We start from the raw sequence: 17,274 nt of genomic DNA, 5'->3' as shown, positions 1-17,274 counted from the left end.
TCAGGAGGCAGCGCGCCGGGACGCCGCGTTGCCTGCCTTATTACACCACTTGGCGGCCGGGGTCGTCGCCCTGCGGGCGCTTGCCGGCCAGCCAGTGCAGGATCAGCGCCAGGATCAGCAGGGCGGCCATGATGAAGCCCCAGAACAGCCAGCCCAGCACCGCGATCCAGGTGCCCAGGCTGCCGGCCGCGGGCAGGACCTGGTTCAGCAGGTCCACCAGCCACACCAGCCCCGACTGCAGCGACTGGATCAGGCCGGCGTCGACCCAGGGGGCCGCCCACGCGGGCGCCTGCCACTGCGCCGAGCCGATCGCGGCGGCGCCCGGCACCTGGGTCGAGGCGATGGTCGCCAGCACCCAGTCCGCCAGCTGCAGCGTCAGCGCTACCAGGCCCGTCCATAACGCGGCCAGTACGGCGAAAGCGATCCAGATGATTTTCTTCATTGTTGCGGTACTCCGGTGATTCAGGAAAGAAACGCCACGATAGAGCGGAAACGGATTCTGAAAAACCAGCGTCTTTGTGACAATCATTAAGAAAAAACCGAAGTCTTGGCATGCGCCAGTATCTGCTGCACCAGCGGGTGGTGCTGCCCGCGCCGGTTGCGGATGCCGTGGATTTCCTCGTGCACGCTGTCGCAGCGCGCCAGCGGCCGCAGGCCGCGCAGCAGGCCGACGTCGTCACCGCCCAGGCGGCTGAGCGGGAACACGCCCAGGCCGCGCGCGGCGAACACCGACATCAACGCGCTGTCCTCGAACTCGCCGACCACGTTGGGCCGCAGGTCCTGTTCATTGAACCACCGGTCCAGCGTCTGGCGCAGCACCGAATGGCCGGTCGGCAGCAACACCGGCAGGCGCTCCAGGCAGCGGGGGAAGTCCTGCGTGTCGGCCTTGCGCACCAGCCGCGCCGGGCCGTACCAATCGACCGGCGAGGACACCAGCCGATCGCTGGTCAGGCGCAGGTTGGGGTTGGCGGGCGCGCCCTGGCCGGCCAGCACCAGGTCCAGGTGGTGGCGCGCCAGTTCGCCCAGCAGTTCCTCGACCTCGCCCTCGTGGCAGGTCAGGCGCAGGTCCGGGGTGTCCAGCACCGGCCCCAGCAGCGCGTGCGCGGCCAGCTTGGAGATGCCGTCCGACAGGCCCACCGACAGGCGGATCACCGGCTTGGTGGCGGCGGCGCGGACTTCCTGCGGCAGTTCCTGGCCGATCTGGAAGATCTCCTCGGCGCGGGCGAAAGCGGCCTGGCCGGCGTCGGTCAGGGCCACGCCGCGGCCCGCCGGGCGTAGCAGTTGGTGGCCCAGGTTCTTTTCCAGTTCGCGCACCTGGGCGCTGATGGTCTGGATGGCCATGTCGAGGCGCTCGGCGGCGCGCGAGAAGCCGCCTTCCTTGGCGACCATCCAGAAGTAATACAGGTGGCGGTAATTGAGCATGGCGATGTTCACTTCGGTTTTTTCGAACCATAACTCACTTTCAGGCTGATTTCTCCATCGGCCCGGGATCCGGATCATGAGGGCCTTCACACACAAGCGGGAACATCATGGAAGCCTTGCTCTCATTTCTACAAGCCGACTTCGCCGGCACGCCGGCCTGGAGCTGGCTGCTGTTCATCGGCATCGTCATCTCCCTGCTGGTCTTCGACCTGGGCGTGCTGCACAAGGAAGACCGCGAGATCGGCGTGCGCGAAAGCCTGCTGTTGTCGGCGGGTTACATCTCGGCCGCGTTGCTGTTCGGCGGCTGGGTCTGGTGGCAGATGGGCCCGGCCAGCGGCATGGCCTACTACACGGGCTTCCTGATCGAGAAATCGCTGTCGCTGGACAATGTGTTCGTGATCGCGCTGATCTTCAGTTTCTTCGCCATCCCGCGCCAGTTCCAGCACCGCGTGCTGTTCTGGGGCATCCTGGGAGTGATCGTGCTGCGCGCCATCATGATCGGCCTGGGCGCCGCGCTGGTCAGCAACTTCGGCTGGTTGATGTATCTGTTCGGCGCGTTCCTGGTGTTCACCGGCATCAAGATGTGGATGATCGCCGACCAGGAGCCGGACATCGCCACCAACCCGATCCTGAAGTTCCTCAAGCGCCGCATGCGCGTGACCGATGGCCTGCGCGGCAACGCCTTCTGGGTGCGCGAGCCGGATGCGGCCACCGGCAAGACGGTGCGCTGGGCCACGCCGCTGTTCCTGGCCCTGGTATTGATCGAGTTCGTGGACCTGTTGTTCGCGGTGGACTCGGTGCCGGCGATCTTCGCCATCACCACCGACCCGTTCATCGTGTACACCAGCAACATCTTCGCGATCCTGGGCCTGCGCGCGCTGTACTTCGCGCTGGCGGCGATGATCCATCGCTTCCACTACCTGAAGTACGCGCTGTCGCTGGTACTGGTGTTCATCGGCACGAAGATCTTCCTGGTCGGCTTCATCGGCAAGATTCCCGCCGTGGTGTCGCTGTCGGTGACCTTCGGCCTGATCGGCGGCGGCGTGCTGTTCTCGCTGTGGAAGACCCGCTCGGGGGCGTCGCAACCCGAGCTGAAGACGGAGTAAGCGCGTACGGCGCGTGTGAGGGGCCCGCCCATGGCGGGCCCTTTTTCATCGCCGAGCCGCCTCAAGATGAAAAAGCCCCCTCGGGGGGCAGCAAGCCGAAGGCGCGGCGTGGGGGGCCTTGCTCACACGTCGGCGGCGGGGGCCGGATCAAGCGTGCGCATGAAGCCGATGATGGCCGCGGCGGCGGCCTCGGGCGCGGACTGCAACAGGCAGTGCGGCGCGTCGATGTCGACCAGGAGGGTCTGCGGCGCCAATTGCCTGACCAGCGCGGCGGCGGCGGGCGGCACCACGCGGTCGTGGCGCGCCCGCAGGTACAGCAGCGGCAGGCGCACGCCGGCAAATGCCGCGCGTTGGTCGGCGGCCATCACCGCCTGGAGGCGGGCCCGCATGACGGCGGGCGCCACCTGCGCGACGGCCCGGTCCAGCGCGGCGCGCAGCGCCGGCGTGCCATGGGCGCCCAGCAACAGGTGATGCAGGACCGCGCGCGGCAGCAGCGTGACCGGCAGCCAGTTGGCCAGCGGCCGCGCCAGGCCAAGCCGGGGATGCGGCGCGCGCACGAACGAGGCGCACAGGATCAGGCCGCGCAGGTTTGGCGGCGGCGCGGCGGCGATGGCGGCGCCCAGCGGTCCCGAGAAGGATTCGGCCAGCAGCACGAAGGGCGCCTGCGCGGGCAGGGCCTGGCGCACGCGCTGTTCGAGCGCGGGGTAACCGAGCGGCTCGCGTGCGGGATAGCGCAGCACCACGGGCGGTGGCGCGGGGGGCAGCGCGGACAGCAGCGGATCAAACAGATCGCCGGTGCCGTCCATGCCGGGCAACAGGACCAGCTGCGGGGGCATTCATCAGGTTCCGGATGGGGGGAATAGCCGCATTCTGACAGGGTGTCGACATATCCTGTAAATATGAATATGTAGCCCTATATATATTTGTCATATGGAATAACGCGGCGTAGAGTGCGAAACGTACCCAGACCCACGCAAGGAGCCGCTATGACCTGGTCCGCCAAACAGTATTCCGCCTTTGAAAACGAACGCACCCGCCCGGTGCGCGACCTGGTTGCCGCTCTGCCGAACGAACAGGTCGGCCACGCGGTGGATCTGGGCTGCGGCCCCGGCAACTCCACCGAGGTGCTGGCCGCCCGCTACCCGCAGGCCAACGTGACCGGCATGGACAGCTCCGACGACATGGTGCAGGCGGCGCGCAAGCGCCTGCCGTCAATCGCGTTCGAACTGGCCGACATCGAAACCTGGAATCCGCCGCGCCAGTACGACGTGATCCTGGCCAACGCCGCGCTGCAGTGGGTGCCCGACCATGCGACCCTGTATCCGCGCCTGGTGGGCAAGCTGGCGCCGGGCGGCAGCCTGGCGGTGCAGACGCCGGACAACCTGGAAGAGCCGGCCCACAAGCTGGCGCGCCAGGTCGCCGCCGACGGCCCCTGGGCCGCCAGGATCGGCGGCGTCAAGCACCCGCCGCGCCACAGCGCCGCCTGGTACTACGAGCTGCTCAAGCCGCATTGCGGCCGCCTGGACGTGTGGCGCACGACCTACATGCACCCGCTGGCCGGCGCGCAGGCGGTGGTGGAATGGTTCAAGGGCACGGCGCTGCGGCCCTATCTGAACAAGCTGGACGCTGATGAACAGGCGGCGTTCCTGGCGCGCTATCGGGACGAGATTGCGCGCGCCTATCCCGCGTTGGCCGATGGCACCGTGCTGCTGCCGTTCCCGCGGCTGTTCCTGGTGGCGGGTCCCAAGGACTGAAGCGGCGCGCCCGGTCCGCCGCGCCGCCGCGTGGCGCCGCGTCTTTCCAGGGCAACCGTGGCCCTAGGCCTTGTCGGCGAAGTAGCGCGCCGGCGTCTGCCCCAGCGTCTTGCGGAACATGGTGATGAAGGCGCTGACCGACTCGTAGCCCAGGTCTTCGGCGGTGCGCTGCACCGACACGCCCGACGACAACCGCTGCAGCGCCATGACGATATGCATCTGCTGGCGCCAGCGGCCGAAGCTCATGCCGACCTCCTGGCGCACCAGGCGCGCCAGCGTGCGTTCGCTCATGGCCAGGCGCCGGCCCCATTCGGCCGCGGTGCTGCGGTCGGCGGGATTGGCCCGCAGCGACGCGGCAATCTCGCGCAGGCGCGGATGGTCGGACAGCGGCAGGTGCAACTGCTCGGTCGGCATCCGCGTCAACTGCTCGATCAGCACGGCGGCCAGGCGGCGGTTGGCGGGCAGGGCGGTGTCGGCCGGCGCCAGGTCGGCCAGGTGCGCCACCATTTCCCGCACCAGCGGCGTGATCGCCAGCGTGCAGCATTGCGTCGGCAAGCCGGGCGTGTCCGCCGGCACGAACAGGAAGCAGACCCGGCCGTTGTCGGTGACGCGGTTGCTGTGCGGCACGCCGCCGGGGATCCACACGCCGCAGCGCGGCGGCACCATCCACAGGCCCTGCGGCACGAAGCTGGTCACCCCGCCCTGCAGCGACAGCACCAACTGGCCCATGCGGTGGCGATGGGTGGGCGATTCGTGTTCGTTGCGGGCCGCCTCCACGCGCATGGCGTAGGTCCATTGCGTGGGCGTATCGGGATCGAAATAGGGGCTGTGGGCGTGCGGCGGATACATGGCGCGGCGCTGCCTTGGCTGAATTTAGGGATATCTTGTCATTATCTCGAAATTCAGCAGAGACGGCTTTGCCTAAGCTGACGGCATGATTCCTTCCGCTTCCTCCCCCGCTTCCCAACGCCCCGTTCTGCTGATCGTGGGCATCCTCTTCATCGCCATGGCGCTGCGCGCGCCGGTCACGGGCATGCCGCCGCTGGTCGGCCTGATCCGTGAACAGCTCGGCCTGTCGAATACCGCCGCCGGCATGCTGATCACGTTGCCGCTGCTGGCGTTCGCCATCGTTTCGCTGGTGTCGGCCGGCATGGCGCGTCGCCATGGCCTGGAGCGCACGCTGTTCGCCGCGCTGCTGCTGATCGGCGGCGGCATCGTGCTGCGCAGCCAGGGCCAGGCCTGGGCGCTGTATGCCGGCACGGCGGTCATCGGCTCGGGCATCGCCGTCGGCAACGTGCTGCTGCCCAGTCTGCTCAAGCGCGACTTCCCGCAGCGCGTGGCGGGCCTGACCTCGGCTTATGTGTTGACCATGAGCATCGCGGCCGGCGCCGCGTCGGCCCTGGCGGTGCCGCTGGCCAGCCTGGCGGGCGGCAGCTGGCGCTTTTCGGCGTTGTGCCTGCTGGTGATTCCCGTGGCCGGGGTGCTGCTGTGGCTGCCGCAACTGGCCAACCATACGCCGCCAGCCGCGTCCACCGCGCACGCGCCGCATGGCGGCCGGCTGTGGCATTCCGCGCTGGCCTGGCAGGTGACGCTTTACCTGGGCATCAATTCCTTCGTGTTCTACGTGGGCGTGAGCTGGCTGCCGGCGATCCTGCGCGATGCGGGCTACTCGGCCGAGCGCGCCGGCTCTTTGCACGGATTGCTGCAGCTGATGTCGGCCGGGCCGGCGCTGTTCCTGGCGCCGGTGGTGCGGCGCATGAAGGACCAGCGCGCGGCCGCGTTCTGCTCGGCGCTGTCCTCGCTGGTGGCGTTCGTCGGCTTGATCGTGGCGCCGGGCTGGGCCACGCTGTGGATCGTGTTGCTCGGCCTGGGTACGGGCGGCGGCATCATCCTGGGCCTGATGTTCGTGGGCCTGCGCGCCAGCCATGCGCAGCAGGCGGCGGCGCTGTCGGGCATGGCGCAGTGCGTCGGCTACCTGTTCGCGGCCAGCGGACCGGCGCTGGTTGGCGCCCTGCACGACCGGCTGGGGGGCTGGTCGGCGGCGCTCGGGCTGTGCGCCGCATTGTGCCTGGCGATGGCGGGCTGCGGCCTGCTGGCGGGCCGCGCGATCCAGATCGGCGCGTTCCGCGCGCATCCGGCCCAGGCGCCGCGACGCACGGCGCAGTGACGCCGGCGCACGCCGCAAGCGGCGCTTTCTAGCCGCCGGCCTGGGCGCGCCACAGGCGCACCAGGATGTCGGGCGCCTGCGCTTCCGGCACGTCGAAGGCGAGGCTGGCCGTATCGCCGCTGGCCGGATCGCGGAATGCCAGTTCCACATGGAAGTAGCGCTGGTCGCCACCCTGGGCGGCGCAATCCGGCGAGGCCAGCGGTGCGGTGCGCCGCAATGCCTCGCCGACCTCCTGCCGCAAGTCGGACGGGCAGGAGGTCAGGTCGATGCTGCGGGTGCGCGCCAGCCCGGGCAGGTAGGCCAGGCCGCCTTCGCGCGTCAGGCTGACGCGCAACGCGAGTTCGAGCGGAGGCAGGTCGATCATGGCTGGACGCCCACCGCCGCCCAGGCGCCGGCGACGGCCTTGTGCGCGGCCTCGCCGTGCGCGCCACGGGCCACGTCCAGCGTCAGGCGCGCGAACGCGGCAAAGTCGGCATCGTGGCGCAGCCGCTTGTCGCGCAGCGTGTCGTACCAGATGCGGCCGGCCACTTCCCAGGCCGGCCCCTTCAGGGCGGTCGCGGCCAGATAGAAGGCGCGGTTCGGAATGCCGGAGTTGATGTGCACGCCGCCATTGTCGTGCGGCGTATCGACGTAGCCGCTCATGTGCGCCGGCTGCGGATCCTTGCCCAGCACCGGGTCGTCGTAGGCGCTGCCGGGCTCGGCCATTGAACGCAGGGCGCGCGCCTGCACTTTCGGCAGGAACAGGCCCTGGCCCACCAGCCAGTCGGCTTCGCGCGCGTCCTGGCCCAGGGCGTATTGCTTGACCAGCGCGCCGAACACGTCGCAGAGCGATTCGTTGAGCGCGCCCGACTGGCCCTGGTAGGCCAGCGCCGCTTCGCTGTCGATGACGCCGTGCGTCAGTTCATGGCCGATGATGTCGACCGCCACGGTGAAGCGGTTGAACACTTCGCCATCGCCGTCGCCGAACACCATCTGCGAGCCATTCCAGAAGGCGTTGTCGTAGTCTTCGCCGTAATGCACGCTGCCCACCAGGGGCAGGCCCGCGCCATCGATCGAGTCGCGCTGATAGACATCGTGGAACAGCTTGTAGGTGGCGCCCAGGTGATCGTAGGCTTCATCCACCGCCGCGTCGCCGCTGGCCTTCGCGCCTTCGGCGCGCACCAGCTTGCCGGGCAGGGCGGTGGTGTTGGCCGCGTCGTGCACCGCGCGTTGCGGCGTGCCGACGGCAGCCGACGCGCGCGGCGCCGCCACCTGGGCCCGCGACGGCCGCGCCGCCATTTCACGCAATCCGCGCTGCTGCTGGTCGATGATGAGTGTCTTGACGGCCGGCATGCTGACACGCGCATCGGCGTGCTGCGCCAGACGGTCCAGGACATAGGGCGGAATCACGCCGATCAGGGGCGTGGACGCGGAGGGGCGCGGCATTGTCGATCTCCCTGTGAAGACATGGCGGACACGGCGCGCGGGCCGGGCCCGTGGCAGGCTTTACGGTAGCAGATAGGCCATGCGCGGGCGTAACAGTGTGCGGCCTGATGCTAGGAACGATAAACGGGCGCCCCGCGGCTCGACGGCCGTGGCGCGATCCGCTATCTTTCAGCGCGTCCCGCCTCCTTTCGCTTACGCTTCGAGACATCGCATGTCCGCCGACTACCGCATCCGCCATCTCGCGCTGACCGAGACCCACATCCTGCTGACGCTGGCCGACGGCCGCACGTTGCGCGAGCCGATCCGGCGGCATATCCGGCTGGAAAAGGCCAGCCCGGCCGAGCGCGAACAGTGGCAACTGGTGGACGACGACCATGGCGTGGTGTGGCCCGCGCTGCTGGCGCCTTCGGCCGCGGGCATGCTGAACGTGCGCGACCTGTTGTGGGACGCGCATTACGAGGGCGCGCTGGCGGCGCTGCGGGCGGTGGAGTGGAAGCTGGAAAGCCTGCCGCAGCGTGAGCAGGAGCTGGTTGCGCTGTGGCGCATGGAAGCCGACATCAACAACGGCGGTTTCATGCAGTTCCTGTGCAACTGGGGCGATCCGACCTGCCAGCTGGCGCTGCTGGCGCTGGGCAAGATCGGCGCGGCGCGCACGCGCGCCATCCTGGCGGACATGCGCGGCCTGGTCGATCGTTTCGAGGCCGCGCCCGAAGTGATCGAACTGAACGATATCTACGGCGCCATGACCGAGGCCGAGCAGGCGCGCCTGCATGCGCTGGACGAAGCCTACTTCGACTATCCGGACGACCTGGCGCGGCTGGGCCTGGCCTACTACGACTAGCCAGGCGGCCAGTCGATACGCTTCAGTCGAACACGCCCGCCAGCACGTCGGCGACGATGCCGGTGGCGATGGCGATCAGGATGAGGTCATTGCCGGCCACGCGCCACTCGTAACCGGGATGCACCGGCAGCCGGGCCAACATCGGGCCGGGCACCATCTTCTTGGCGATGCCCGGGGGCAGCGGTTTGCCGCGCGCCAGGTTCTTGCGGATGCCGGGCGGCAGGGAGCCATAGCCGGTGGCGCCAGCCTGCACCGCGTAGCCGCGCGCGGTCGAGATGCTGATGCCCGCGGTGCTCAGGGTGACGCTGACGTTGGTGTCGGCATCCTTGCCGTTGCCCTTGTTCTTGCCGCCGCTGTTGCCATTGCCCTTGTTGTTGCCATTGCCGTTGCCGTTGCCGGCGTGATCGGGCTTGCCGCGGTTTTCAGGCGGCGCCGACCAGGCGGGGGCGAGGAGGGTGGTACAGGCCAAGGCGGTCACGAAAATGGCGATCGAGCGGCGCATGATGGGCACCCGGAGTTAAGGCCCATGCAGCGTACCGCAATGCTGGAACGCGCACCATCTCCATTGGCAAGCGGTTTTTCCTATTGCAACAACCGTAACCTTTCACGCCGCTGACTCGGGCTAGAATCGCTCGCTTCTATTCCGGGGGGGAATGCCAGATGCGATATTTCCTGATCTTGGTGGGGGCGGCCGTGGTCGCCTATTTACTTGCGCGCGGCATCGCCGCCGTGCTCTCGGATCGTAAACGCAACAAATCAGAAAGGGACTGAAAGTGAAGCCGACCGACCTCCAGATCGTCAAGTCCGTCAAACCGCGCAGCCTCAAGGTGGCCATCATCACGGGCGTGCTGTTCGTGCTGATCCTGTGCCTGGCGTTCGGTTCGTGGTTCCAGGTGGACCAGGGCGAACGCGGCGTGGTGCTGCGCAACGGCAAGCTGGTGCGCGTGTCCGAGCCGGGCCTGGATTTCAAGACGCCCTTCATCGACAACGTGATGACGGTATCGGTGCGCGACCACACTTTCGTGTTCGAGAAGCTCGAAGCCTACAGCTATGACCAGCAACCGGCCACGCTGCGCGTGTCGGTCACCTACCGCGTGCCGCCCGAGCACGTGGCCGAGCTGTATTCCGAGTACGGCACCATCAGCAACCTGCAGATGCGCGTGCTCGAACGCAAGACGCCCGACGCGGTCAAGAACGTGTTCGGCCAGTACACCGCGGTGCGCGCCATCCAGGAACGCCAGAAGCTGGGCCTGGACGTGAACAACGCCGTGCTCAAGACCATGGAAGGCGCGCCGGTGCAGGTGGTGGGCGTGCAGATCGAGGAAGTCGGTTTCTCGCAGGCCTACGAGCACTCGATCGAACAGCGCATGCTGGCGCAGGTGCAGATCGAGACCACCCGCCAGCAGAAGGAAACGGCGATGATCAACGCCGAGATCCAGGTGGTCAAGGCCAAGGCGGAAGCCGACGCGCGCCGCCAGCAGTTCACCGCCGAGGCCGACGGCATCCGCATGCGCGGCGAAGCCGAGGCCGCGTCGATCCGCGCCAAGGCCGAGGCGCTGGCCGCCAACACCAATCTGGTCAGCCTGAACGCGGTCGAGAAATGGGACGGCGTGCTGCCGTCGACCCAGGTGCCGGGCGCGGCGCTGCCGTTCATCGGCATCAAATAGCCGCGGCGTTGTCGCGTTGCGCGGGGGCCGGCTGCCGGCTCCGCGCGAACGCCATCATGGCGTCGCCGGACAGCGCCTTGCTGTAGACCCATCCCTGCACGATGATCTCGGCGCTTGATTCCAGCGCCGCCAGTTGCGCCGGCGTTTCCACCCCCTCCACGATGATCCGCAGGTCCAGCGCCTCGCAAAAGCGCAGCAGACCGCTCATGACCTGCGCCCCGCGCTCGCTGGCCTGCGCCAGCACGAAGCTGCGGTCGATCTTGACCGCGTCGATCTCGAACTGGTGCAGGTAGCTCAACGCCGAATAGCCGGTGCCGAAGTCGTCGATGTAGACCTTGCAGCCGATCGCGTGCAGCCGGTCGAAGGCGGTGTGCAGGGCCTGGGCGTCTTCCACCAGCGCGTCCTCGGTCAGTTCTACCGACACCTGGCCGCGGGCCTGCTCCAGCACCTTGACGAGCTTGTCCAGGTACGACTCCGAGGTCAGCGTGCCGCTGGTCACATTGACGGTCAGCGGCAGGGTGAATCCGGCCTTGCGCCACGCATGGCATTGCAGCACGGCCTGCTTGGCGACCCACAGATCCACTTCGCGCATCAGGTCGGCCTGCGCCAGCCAGCGCAGGAATTCCAGCGGCGCCTGTTGCGTGCCTTCCGGGCCGGTGGCGCGCAGCAGCGCCTCGCAGCCGGTGCAGCGGCCGCTGCGCAGCGACACCTGCGGCTGGTATTCGAGATAGAAGTCGTATTCGCTGATGGCGCGGATGCGCGAAATCTCGGCGCTGCGGCGCGCGCGGTTGGCATAGGTGGACACCACCGGGTCGTGCGCGAACAGCAGCGATTCTTCCTGCAATCGCGGGAAGGTGGTGTCTAGCGACTTGAAGTAGACGGTGGCGTCCGCCTTGCGCTGGCGCTCCAGCGCCACCACGAACGGCGCGTAGATGCAGGTGCCGAGCGCGATCAGGAACACCTGCAGCACCACGCCGCCGACGTGGCCGCCGGCGCCGAGATAGGCGTTGAGCAGCACCGGCGAGGTCAGCGGCAGGGTGACGCTGGCCGGCGCCATCCAGCCGGCCTGCACCGCGGCCAGCGCGATCAGCACATTGCAGACCGGCGCCAGGATGAACGGCAGCAGCAGGCGCGGATTGAGGATCAGCGGCAGGCCGAACAGCAGGATCTCGTTGACGTTCAGCAGCGACACCGGAATGCTGGCCAGGGCCAGCAGACGCAGCGACTCGCTGCGCGAGAACAACAGGATGGCGGCCACCAGCGATAGCGTCGCGCCGGCCCCGCCGATGAAGACGAAGGCGCCCAGCAGCGTGCCGTTCAGGGCATACATGCCCTCGTAGCCGGCGGCGGCGCTGGCTGCGTTCAGCGCCGTGGCCTGGTCCAGCACATCGATGACCGGTGACATCGCATGGTAGCCATGGATGCCGAAGAACCAGAAGATGGAGTTCAACGCCGCCGTCACCGGCCCGGTGGTAAAGGGGCTTTCGAGCGAGGCCAGGTCCAGCGGGATGTCGAACTGCGCCACGCCCGGAATCCGCAGCAGGGCGCTGACCGCCAGCGCCACCACGCCCGCCGTCAGCACCCCCGGTATCACCATGTTGAGGGTGCCGCGCACGTTCTCGCCGATCAGGCCGTCCGGCGCCAGCCGGGTCCAGTGGCGCCGGTGCAGCCAGGCCAGCAGGGGCACGCTGCCCAGCGGCAGCAGGATGGCGATGCACAGGATAAGGGTGGCGGCGGCGTGCGGGTAGGGCGCCAGCAGTCCCTCGGCGATCACGACATACGACAGGCACAGGAATGCCGCCGGCAGGTTGGGCACGCGATAGCGGATCGACATCATGTAGCCGACCGAGGTGCTGACCAGGATCGGCATGACGGCGTTGAGCCGGGTATGCACGGCGGCCAGGATCTCGGCCACCGGCGCCGGCATCCCCAACTGGCGGGCCAGCACCGACAGCACCAGGAACAGCGCGGCCACCAGCAGGCATGGCATCGTCCAGAGCAGGCCTTCGCGGATGGCCCGTAGCGCGTTGGCGCTGGCCAGTGCCGCCAGCCGATCTTTCGGATAGCGCATGAAGCGGGATGTCGGCATACCGGTCTGCCCTAAAAAGCCCGTTACCGAGAGGGGTCTGCCGGGGCGCGGCCGTGTCGCCCGCCCCGGTTTGTAAGAATCCTTTGCTGCATCCTAGCGCCTGAGTTCCCGATTTAGCAATCGCGTTTCGGAAAAATCCTGGGGTTTCCCCTCTGTCAAGAATTGAAAAGCGGGCGCATCGTGCGCTTATCAGGAGACAGGCAACGCTATACGATCGAACGCGGACCTCGCGGGCCCGCGGCTTCAATACAGGCTGGATCAAGAGGGAGACAGGATGTCGCAGTTGGAATGGGTGTCCGGCGACACGACGCCGGAACGGCAGGGTTACTACGAAACGCGGTTCGATACGGGCGGCACCGCGATCACGCTGTACAGCGTACTGGGCTGGATGCCGGCCAAGGCGCCCGGCAACATGGTGAGCTGGCGCGCGTTGCCGCCGGCGGTCGAGCGCGAAGAGGCCGAGCGGCACATCCAGGAGTTGCGCGCGGCGCAGAGCCACGTGCCGATGGATTATTGAGGCGCGGACACGGGCGGGCCGGCCCGGCGGGCTTGCGGTAATGAGAATTGTTTGTAAAATCCGCAGCGTCGCCACCCTACGCCACCGGATCGCTCCATGTCCCGCCCCGCTTCGCCCCGCCCCGGATGGCTTGCCTGCTATGACGAGCTGATCGGCGCCTGGAGCCGCCGTTCGGGCAACCGGCATGACGCCGAGGATGCCGCGCACGATGCGATCGAACACCTGCTCCGGGCCGACGGCAGCGTGGCGGCCAAGGCGCGCGGCTATCTGTTCCAGGTTGCCGGCCATCGGCTGATCGACCGCTGGCGGCGCCAGCGGCGCGAGCAGCATGTGCCGCTGGATGAGCTGGGCGAGCACGACGAACCCGTGCAGGCCGACCCCGAAGCGCCGGTGCGCGCGGCGCGCCTGGCCGATGACCTGGCCCGGGTGCTGGCCGAGCTGCCCTCCAAGTGCCGCCAGGCCTTCGTGCTGAACCGCATCGAGGGCTGGACCCAGGCCGAGGTGGCCACCTACATGGGCCTGTCCAAGAATATGATTGAACGCTACGTCATGCGAGCGATCGAACACGTGCGGGAACGCCTGCGCGAACACAATCCGTGACGCAGTCTTCCTTCACTCCAGTTCCGCGCCACGACGCGGGCGACAGCCGACGATGACCGAGTCCTTTTCCCGCGATGCCGACGATCCGCGCCAGCCCGCCACCGCCGCCTGGTGGTTTGCCCGCTGGCATTCGGGCGACATGACGCGGCGCGAGCGGCGCGCGTTTGCGCGCTGGCGCCGCGAGCAGCCGGACGCGGCGCGCGAGTTCGACCGCATGCAGCAACTGGGGCAGGTCGCCGGGCAACTGCCGCGCGAACGGGTGCGCGATCTGCTGGGCGGCGCGGTGCCGGCCCGTCCCTCCCGCCGCCGCATCACGGCGCCCCTGCGCATGGCCTTCGCCTGCGCGGCGCTGGCGTTGGTGGCGCTGGTCACCTGGTGGAGCCTGCCGGGCGAGGCGCCTACCTACACCATGGTGGTGGGCGCCGATCGGGGCGAGCGCAAGCAGGTCACGCTGCCCGATGGCTCCGTGCTCGACATCAACGGCAATACGCTGGCCGAGGTCAAGTTTTACGCGGGCCGCCGCGAGATCGAGCTGCAAGGCGGCGAAATCCTCTTCAGCGTCAGCCCGGAGGCCGAACGTCCCTTCATCGTGCGCGCCGGCAGCGGCGACGTGCGTGTGACCGGCACCGTGTTCGACGTGCGGCGCGACGAGGACGTGGTGACCGTGCTGGTGCGATCCGGCACGGTGGAAGTCACCGGCGGCCATTGGTGGAATCTCGGCCTGGCGGTGCTGCGCGACGGACACGGCATCCGCGTGCCCGGCAGCGGCGCCATCGGCGTGCCGGCGCCCGCCGATGTCGATACGGCATTGGCCTGGCAGTCGGGCCGGGTGGTGTTCAAGAATGCGCCGCTGGCCGAGGTGGTTAGCGAAATGAACCGCTACCTGGCTACGCCGTTGCGCCTGGCCGATAGCAAGACCGGGCGCTTGCGCGTCTCGGCCTCGTTCAGCCTGGATCGCCCCGAGGCCCTGCTGGAAGCGCTGCCGGCGGTGGCGCCGGTGAAGCTGGCGCCGGCGGCGGACGGCGCCATCGACATCTCGGCGCGCTAGACGCTTGCGCCGTTACAAAATAATCGGGCCCGGCATTCAGGTTTTTTCGCGGCGGCATCGTTCTACCCAGGAAGGCGCGTCGCGCCGCGTCCCCCCGAAGGGACTTTCCTGTCGAACCGAAACCGCTGCTGATCGTGAATGCTCCTTCCAGGCGCCGCCCGTGCGCCACGCCCCGCTTTACCCTTTCCTCCCTGACGCTGTCGCTGGCCATGGCGACCGGCGCCTGCGGCGCGGCCCAGGCCCAGCCACAGACGCCCGCGGTCGCCGTCGACATCGCTCCGATGCCGCTGGGCGACGCGTTGTTGCAATGGGCCGCGCAGACTCGTCAGCGTGTGTTCTACGCGCCCGAGCTGGTGGCTGGTCTGCGCTCGCCGGGCCTGCGCATGAGCGGCAGTCCGGAGCAATCGCTGGCCCGCGTGTTGCAGGGGACCGGCGTGTCGTATCGCTGGCAGGGCGACAGCATCGTGCTGACGCGCGAGGGCGAGGAGGTGGCCAGCCTGTCGCCCGTGAAGGTGCTGGGCACCGGCGATCCCGCGGTGACAGAGGGATCGGGTTCCTACACCACGCCGGCCACGTCGGCGGCCACCGCGCTGGCGCTGTCGCTGCGCGAAACGCCGCAGTCCGTCACGGTGGTGACGCGCCAGCGCATCGAGGACCAGAACCTGCGTTCGCTGGACGAGGTGATGGGCAACGTGGTGGGCGTGCAGGTGGTGGCCGAGGACAGCGACCGCACCGACTTCTGGTCGCGCGGCTTCTACATCGACAGCCTGCAATACGATGGCGTTCCCACCACGATCGGCCTGTCGATGTATGGCGAGTCGGACAATGATTCCATCATCTACGACCGCATCGAGGTGGTGCGCGGCGCCACCGGCCTGATGACCGGCGCGGGCAATCCGTCGGCCTCGATCAACCTGGTGCGCAAGCATGCCAACAGCCGCGAATTCACCGGTTCCGTCAACGTCGGCGCCGGCTCGTGGAACCAGTTCCGCAGTTCGCTCGACCTGAGCACGCCGCTGAACCAGGCGGGCACGGTGCGCGCGCGCATGGTGGCGCTGTACCAGAAAAAGGACTCCTACATCGATCTGTATCACGCCGACAAGAAGGTGTTCTACGGCGTGATCGATGCCGACCTGACGCCGTCGACCACGCTCAGCGTCGGCATGGACTCGCAGGACAAACGGCCGCGCGGCACCACCTGGGGCAGCCTGCCGGTGGTGTTCAGCGACGGCACGCCCACAGACTGGCGCCGCTCCAAGACCACCGCGGCGGACTGGACCTATTGGCACACCACGCAGCGCACCACGTTTGCCTCGCTCACGCACCGGTTCGACAACGACTGGGAGGCGAAGGCCGACTGGTCGTTGCGCAAGAGCAAGTACGACGCCAAGCTGCTGTATCTGTACGGCCAGCCCGACCGGGAAACCGGCGCCGGCCTGGGCGCGCTGCCCGGCTACTGGAATTCCTACGCGCAGCAGACCGCGCTGAACCTGCAGGTCAAGGGGCCGTTCCAGTTGCTGGGGCGTCGCCATGAGCTGGTGCTGGGCGCGATGCGCAGCCGTTACAGCGAGGATTTCTACAGCTATGGCCGCGCCGGCGCCATGCCGGACACGGGCTCGTTCTACGATTGGGATGGCAAGTATCCGCAGCCCGACTGGACCACCTCGACGCTGCGCGACACCGTGACGCATCAGCGCGGCGCCTATGCCGCGGCGCGCTGGTCGCTGAACGACAGCTTGACCCTCATCACCGGCGGCCGCTACGCGACCTGGCAATCGCGCTCCCCGACGCGCGACCAGAAGGACTCGCGCCTGATTCCCTACGCCGGCCTGGTGTACGACATCAACAGCACCTACTCGGCCTACGTCAGCTACACCGACATCTTCCAGCCCCAGGACTATCGCGACCGCAACGGCAATTACCTGGATCCGGTGGAAGGGCAGAACTACGAAGTGGGCGTCAAGGGCGAGTACCTGGACGGCAGGCTCAACGCATCGCTGGCGCTGTTCAAGGTCAAGGAAAGCAAGACGGGCGTGCCGGACGCCGGCTACATCGTGCCGGGATCGACCGACAGCGCCTACAAGACCGCCGACGGCGTGACCACGCGCGGCATCGAGATGGAAGTGACCGGCCAGATGGCGCCGGGCTGGAACACCACGCTGGGCGGCACGTACTACACCAGCCGCGACGTGCATGGCGTGTCGGTCAACACCGAACGCCCGCGCGCCACGGCGATGCTGTTCACGACCTATCGCCTGCCGGGCGCGTGGAGCAAGCTGACCCTGGGTGGCGGCGTCAATTGGCAGATCAGCACCTACACCAACGTGGAGCTGGACGAAGGCAGCGTCACCGCCAAGCAGAAGGCCTACGCGCTGTTCAACCTGATGGCGCGCTACGACTTCAATTCCCGCCTGTCGGCGCAATTGAACGTGAACAACCTGTTTGACAAGAAGTACTACCTGGGCGGCGTGGCCAATCAGGTGTATTACGGCGAACCGCGCAATGTGTTCCTCAACCTCAAGGCGACGTTCTAGCGGTTTCGGGGGTGAATGCCGTGCCTGCGCGGCATTCGCGTCTCCGTGGCGAGCGGGGAATCGGGAATCCGGAATGGGATAAAATATTAATAATTCCCATTTAG

17 protein-coding genes are annotated in these 17,274 nt (G+C 68.1%); 9 read left to right on the top strand and 8 right to left on the bottom strand.

The genetic code is table 11. The features are described from left to right. Positions 1 to 40: 40 nt before the first annotated feature. Both ABFG95_RS10035 and ABFG95_RS10030 read right to left on the bottom strand, forming a co-directional pair. A complete protein-coding gene (locus tag ABFG95_RS10035) occupies positions 41 to 442 on the bottom strand; it encodes a hypothetical protein (RefSeq protein ID WP_175144997.1) in 402 nt (133 codons plus the stop codon). 86 nt (positions 443 to 528) lie between these two features. Next, complete coding sequence (locus ABFG95_RS10030) at positions 529 to 1,422, bottom strand: LysR family transcriptional regulator (protein ID WP_049078061.1); 894 nt, start codon at positions 1,420 to 1,422, stop codon at positions 529 to 531. Positions 1,423 to 1,529: 107 nt separating this feature from the next. Here ABFG95_RS10030 and ABFG95_RS10025 point away from each other — a divergent pair, with 107 nt between their 5' ends. Next, positions 1,530 to 2,528 carry a TerC family protein gene (locus ABFG95_RS10025; RefSeq protein WP_006387384.1) on the top strand — a complete coding sequence of 333 codons (999 nt, stop codon included), beginning with the start codon at positions 1,530 to 1,532 and terminating at the stop codon, positions 2,526 to 2,528. A 122-nt stretch (positions 2,529 to 2,650) separates the two neighbouring features. Here the strand turns inward: ABFG95_RS10025 and ABFG95_RS10020 are convergent, their stop codons facing one another. Beyond that, positions 2,651 to 3,364, bottom strand: coding sequence for an alpha/beta fold hydrolase (locus ABFG95_RS10020; RefSeq protein WP_175144999.1), 714 nt, complete (start codon positions 3,362 to 3,364; stop codon positions 2,651 to 2,653). Between the two features lie 150 nt (positions 3,365 to 3,514). On the opposite strand from ABFG95_RS10020, the gene tam reads away from it, so the two are divergent. Beyond that, positions 3,515 to 4,282, top strand: coding sequence for a trans-aconitate 2-methyltransferase (tam, locus tag ABFG95_RS10015; protein ID WP_175145001.1), 768 nt, complete (start codon positions 3,515 to 3,517; stop codon positions 4,280 to 4,282). 63 nt (positions 4,283 to 4,345) lie between these two features. Here the strand turns inward: tam and ABFG95_RS10010 are convergent, their stop codons facing one another. Beyond that, positions 4,346 to 5,131 carry a helix-turn-helix transcriptional regulator gene (locus ABFG95_RS10010; protein WP_054415299.1) on the bottom strand — a complete coding sequence of 262 codons (786 nt, stop codon included), beginning with the start codon at positions 5,129 to 5,131 and terminating at the stop codon, positions 4,346 to 4,348. Between the two features lie 85 nt (positions 5,132 to 5,216). Here ABFG95_RS10010 and ABFG95_RS10005 point away from each other — a divergent pair, with 85 nt between their 5' ends. After that, positions 5,217 to 6,449: an MFS transporter gene (locus ABFG95_RS10005; protein ID WP_269800438.1), complete on the top strand. Its 1,233-nt coding sequence runs from the start codon at positions 5,217 to 5,219 to the stop codon at positions 6,447 to 6,449. 28 nt (positions 6,450 to 6,477) lie between these two features. Here ABFG95_RS10005 and ABFG95_RS10000 read toward each other — a convergent pair whose 3' ends face one another. Next, the gene (locus ABFG95_RS10000; protein ID WP_059272478.1) at positions 6,478 to 6,813 is read right to left on the bottom strand and encodes a protealysin inhibitor emfourin; all 336 of its coding nucleotides are present in this window, start codon (positions 6,811 to 6,813) and stop codon (positions 6,478 to 6,480) included. Further along, complete coding sequence (locus ABFG95_RS09995; protein ID WP_054415304.1) at positions 6,810 to 7,874, bottom strand: M4 family metallopeptidase; 1,065 nt, start codon at positions 7,872 to 7,874, stop codon at positions 6,810 to 6,812. The genes ABFG95_RS10000 and ABFG95_RS09995 overlap by 4 nt, the downstream gene beginning before the upstream one ends. Positions 7,875 to 8,085: 211 nt before the next feature. Here ABFG95_RS09995 and ABFG95_RS09990 point away from each other — a divergent pair, with 211 nt between their 5' ends. Next, positions 8,086 to 8,715 carry a DUF4375 domain-containing protein gene (locus tag ABFG95_RS09990; RefSeq protein ID WP_049075839.1) on the top strand — a complete coding sequence of 210 codons (630 nt, stop codon included), beginning with the start codon at positions 8,086 to 8,088 and terminating at the stop codon, positions 8,713 to 8,715. Between the two features lie 22 nt (positions 8,716 to 8,737). On the opposite strand, the gene ABFG95_RS09985 is transcribed toward ABFG95_RS09990, so the two are convergent. Beyond that, the gene (locus tag ABFG95_RS09985) at positions 8,738 to 9,217 is read right to left on the bottom strand and encodes an anti-virulence regulator CigR family protein (protein ID WP_054500871.1); all 480 of its coding nucleotides are present in this window, start codon (positions 9,215 to 9,217) and stop codon (positions 8,738 to 8,740) included. A gap of 271 nt (positions 9,218 to 9,488) precedes the next feature. Between ABFG95_RS09985 and ABFG95_RS09980 the strand changes: the two genes are divergently transcribed. Beyond that, complete coding sequence (locus ABFG95_RS09980; RefSeq protein WP_049075835.1) at positions 9,489 to 10,382, top strand: prohibitin family protein; 894 nt, start codon at positions 9,489 to 9,491, stop codon at positions 10,380 to 10,382. On the opposite strand, the gene ABFG95_RS09975 is transcribed toward ABFG95_RS09980, so the two are convergent. Next, positions 10,375 to 12,471 carry an EAL domain-containing protein gene (locus ABFG95_RS09975; protein ID WP_348995801.1) on the bottom strand — a complete coding sequence of 699 codons (2,097 nt, stop codon included), beginning with the start codon at positions 12,469 to 12,471 and terminating at the stop codon, positions 10,375 to 10,377. The genes ABFG95_RS09980 and ABFG95_RS09975 overlap by 8 nt on opposite strands. Positions 12,472 to 12,745: 274 nt before the next feature. On the opposite strand from ABFG95_RS09975, the gene ABFG95_RS09970 reads away from it, so the two are divergent. The 4 genes from ABFG95_RS09970 (at position 12,746) to fhuE (ending at position 17,170) form a co-directional block, all read left to right on the top strand. After that, entirely contained in the window at positions 12,746 to 12,988 is a 243-nt protein-coding gene (locus ABFG95_RS09970) for a hypothetical protein (protein ID WP_049075832.1), read from the top strand. Between the two features lie 96 nt (positions 12,989 to 13,084). After that, positions 13,085 to 13,588, top strand: a complete 504-nt coding sequence (locus ABFG95_RS09965) for an RNA polymerase sigma factor (RefSeq protein ID WP_049075830.1) — start codon at positions 13,085 to 13,087, stop codon at positions 13,586 to 13,588. Between the two features lie 52 nt (positions 13,589 to 13,640). Continuing rightward, positions 13,641 to 14,636 (top strand): FecR domain-containing protein, encoded by a 996-nt coding sequence (locus tag ABFG95_RS09960; protein WP_348995800.1) that lies wholly within the window; start codon positions 13,641 to 13,643, stop codon positions 14,634 to 14,636. 134 nt (positions 14,637 to 14,770) lie between these two features. Beyond that, complete coding sequence (gene fhuE, locus ABFG95_RS09955; protein ID WP_348995799.1) at positions 14,771 to 17,170, top strand: ferric-rhodotorulic acid/ferric-coprogen receptor FhuE; 2,400 nt, start codon at positions 14,771 to 14,773, stop codon at positions 17,168 to 17,170. The last annotated feature ends 104 nt before the right edge of the window (positions 17,171 to 17,274 follow it).

It is taken from the genome of Achromobacter sp. HNDS-1 (assembly GCF_040084795.1).
GTDB classification, from domain to species: Bacteria; Pseudomonadota; Gammaproteobacteria; order Burkholderiales; family Burkholderiaceae_B; genus Achromobacter; species Achromobacter ruhlandii.
The sequence above is the reverse complement of the archived record's forward strand: the minus strand, read 5'-3'. Positions and strand labels throughout refer to the sequence as shown.